Genomic DNA, 2669 nt, shown 5'->3' with positions numbered 1-2669 from the left:
CCGCCGGAGCCAGTTGCCTGGTCTTCTTCGTGCGGCGGTTGCGCCGGTCCAGGTAGGTGGCGAACCACGTCAGCAGCAAGCACATCGAGATGTAGATCGCCGCCACCACCAGGCTGACCGGGATGATCGGCCGGTCCAGCGTCGGGATGCCGCCGAGGTAGCGCGCGTAGTACAGCAGCTCCTGGTAGGTGATCAGGAAGCCGAGCGCGCTGTCCTTGAGCAGCACCACCAGCTGGCTGATGATCGCCGGCAGCATCATGCGCACCGCCTGCGGCAGCACCACGGTCCGCATGACCTGGTTCTTGCGCATGCCGATGGAGTACGCGGCCTCGGTCTGGCCCTTGGGCAGGGCGGTCACCCCGGCCCGGAACGTCTCGGCCAGCACCGAACCGTTGTACAGGGTCAGGCCGAGCACGACCGACCAGTACTGGCCGAAGTTCACGCCCAGCGTCGGCGCCGCGTAGTACAGGAAGAAGATCAGGACGACCAGCGGGATCGCGCGGAACAGCTCCACGACGAAACCGCACGGCACCCGGATCCAGGAGTGGTCGGAGAGCCGGCCGAGCGCGAACACCGCGCCGAAGACCAGCGCGAACAGCGCACCCATCAGGAACGCGCGGACGGTGTTCCACAGGGCGCCGAGCAGTTCGATCTGGATCTGCTCGTAGAGCAGCCACTCCCACTTGCTGGCGTCGAACTGGCCGGTGGAGTAGAAGCGCAGCACCACGTAACCCAGCAGGGCCAGCACCACGATCGTGCTGATGATGCTGATCAGCCGGTTGCGCGCGCGGGCGCGCGGCCCGGGGATGTCGAACAGGACGCTGCTCATCGGGCCACGCTCCACCGTTTCTCGAAGCTGCGCTGCACCAAGGTCAGCGGGATCACCAGGATCAGGAACCCGACGGCGATCCACACGAACGCGTTCAGCGTCGGCTCACCCTGCTCGTTGAGGAACGGGATGACCGAACCGATCTCGTTCACGCTGAACCCGGCCGCGACCGTGGTGTTCTTCAGCAGTGCGATCAGCACGCTGACCAGCGGCGGAACCGTGGCGCGGAACGCCTGCGGCAGGATCACGCTGGTCAGCGACTGGCCGAAGCCGAGGCCGATGGAGCGCGCCGCCTCGGCCTGCCCGACCGGAACGGTGTTGATCCCCGCCCGCAGCACCTCGCAGACGAAGGCCGACGTGTAGATGGTCAGCGCGATGATCGCGGCGGTGAAGAACGGGAACTGGATCAGCTCGAGCTTGGGGTAGGCGAAGACGAAGAAGAAGAACACCAACGTCAGCGGAGTGTTCCGCAGCAACGTCACGTACCCGGTGCCGACCGCGCGCAGTGCCGGGATCGGGCTGACCCGCATCGTGGCCAGGATCGTGCCCAGCACCAACGAGCCCGCCGCGGACAGCAGGAAGAGCTCGATGGTGCGGAGGAATCCCCTGGCGAGGACGTCGCCGTACTCCACCAAGATGTCGAACAATGAGTACTCCAGGAGGAATCGGATGCCCAGGGTGCTCGTGGCGCCCTGGGCATCCGATGACGGATCAGTAGCGGTCCACCTTGGGCGGTTCGGCGGTGCTGCCGGACTTGCCGAGGGTCGCGTCGTAGATGCGCTTCCACTCGCCGCCGCTGGCCGCCTGCTCCAGGATGTCGTTGATCTTCCCGCGCAGGGCGTTGTCGTCGCGGGACAGGCCGACGCCGTAGGGCTCCTCGGAGAACGGCTTGCCGACGACCTTGACCTTGTCCGGGTCCTGGGCCGCGTAACCCTTCAGGATGGCGTCATCCGTGGTGACCGCGTCGATCTGGCGGTCCAGCAGCTGCTGCACGCACTCCGAGTAGCGCTGGAACTCGACGATGTTCTGCGGCTCGGTCAGGCCCTCGCTCTTGACCTTCTGGATCGGGGTCGATCCGGTCGCCGAGCAGACCTTCTTGCCCTTGAGCGAGTCCTTGCCGGTGATGTCGGTGTTGTCCGAGCGGACCAGCAGGTCCTGGCCGGCCATGTAGTACGGCCCGGCGAAGCCGACCTGCTCCTTGCGCTTGGCGTTGATCGTGTAGGTGCCGACGTAGTAGTCGACCTCACCGGTGGAGATCGCCTGCTCGCGCGCGGTCGACGGGATCGGCTTGTAGTCGATCTGCGTGTTCGGGTCGAAACCCAGCTGCGCGGCGATGTGCCGGGCGATCTCGATGTCGAAGCCGGAGTACTCGTTGGTGACCGGGTCGCGGAAGCCCAGACCTGGCTGGTCCTCCTTGACGCCGATCGTGACGCGGCCCTTCTGCTTCATCCGGTCGAACGTCGGCGATCCCTGGACCTGCACGTTCTGCGCGACGTCCTGCTTGACCTGCTGGTCACCGCCGCCGGGGGAGCCCTCCCGACCGCAGCCGGTCAGGGCCAGCGCCAGCGAGGCGGCCAGCACGGTCACCAACCGCATTTTCTTGGCTCGCATTCTCTGCCTTTCTCCGCAGGTGGGCACTCAGTGGGTGAGGATCTTGCCGAGGAAGTCCTTGGCGCGGTCGCTCTTGGGGGAGTCGAAGAACGCGTCGGGCTTGGCGTCCTCGACCACCTCGCCGTCGGCCATGAACAGCACCCGGTGCGCGGCCCGGCGGGCGAAGCCCATCTCGTGGGTGACGACGACCATGGTCATGCCCTCGGCGGCGAGGTCGGTCATGACGTCG

At 66.6% G+C, this 2669-nt stretch carries 3 protein-coding genes and 1 pseudogene; all 4 read right to left on the bottom strand.

Annotated elements, in window-relative coordinates; translation table 11 throughout:
• A partial coding sequence (locus ABTZ89_RS37825; RefSeq protein WP_351054103.1) for an amino acid ABC transporter permease occupies positions 1 to 829 on the bottom strand: 829 nt, incomplete at its 3' end.
• Positions 826 to 1476 (bottom strand): amino acid ABC transporter permease, encoded by a 651-nt coding sequence (locus tag ABTZ89_RS37820; RefSeq protein ID WP_270948027.1) that lies wholly within the window; start codon positions 1474 to 1476, stop codon positions 826 to 828. The genes ABTZ89_RS37825 and ABTZ89_RS37820, both read right to left, overlap by 4 nt.
• Before the next feature lie 64 nt (positions 1477 to 1540).
• Positions 1541 to 2440 (bottom strand): glutamate ABC transporter substrate-binding protein, encoded by a 900-nt coding sequence (locus ABTZ89_RS37815; RefSeq protein WP_270948026.1) that lies wholly within the window; start codon positions 2438 to 2440, stop codon positions 1541 to 1543.
• A gap of 27 nt (positions 2441 to 2467) precedes the next feature.
• A pseudogene (locus ABTZ89_RS37810) lies at positions 2468 to 2669 on the bottom strand (amino acid ABC transporter ATP-binding protein); the annotation flags it as partial.

The sequence above is a fragment of the Saccharopolyspora sp. NPDC002686 genome, from assembly GCF_040295745.1.
Classification (GTDB): domain Bacteria; phylum Actinomycetota; class Actinomycetes; order Mycobacteriales; family Pseudonocardiaceae; genus Saccharopolyspora; species Saccharopolyspora oryzae.
This window is presented reverse-complemented; position numbering and strand designations above follow the sequence as displayed.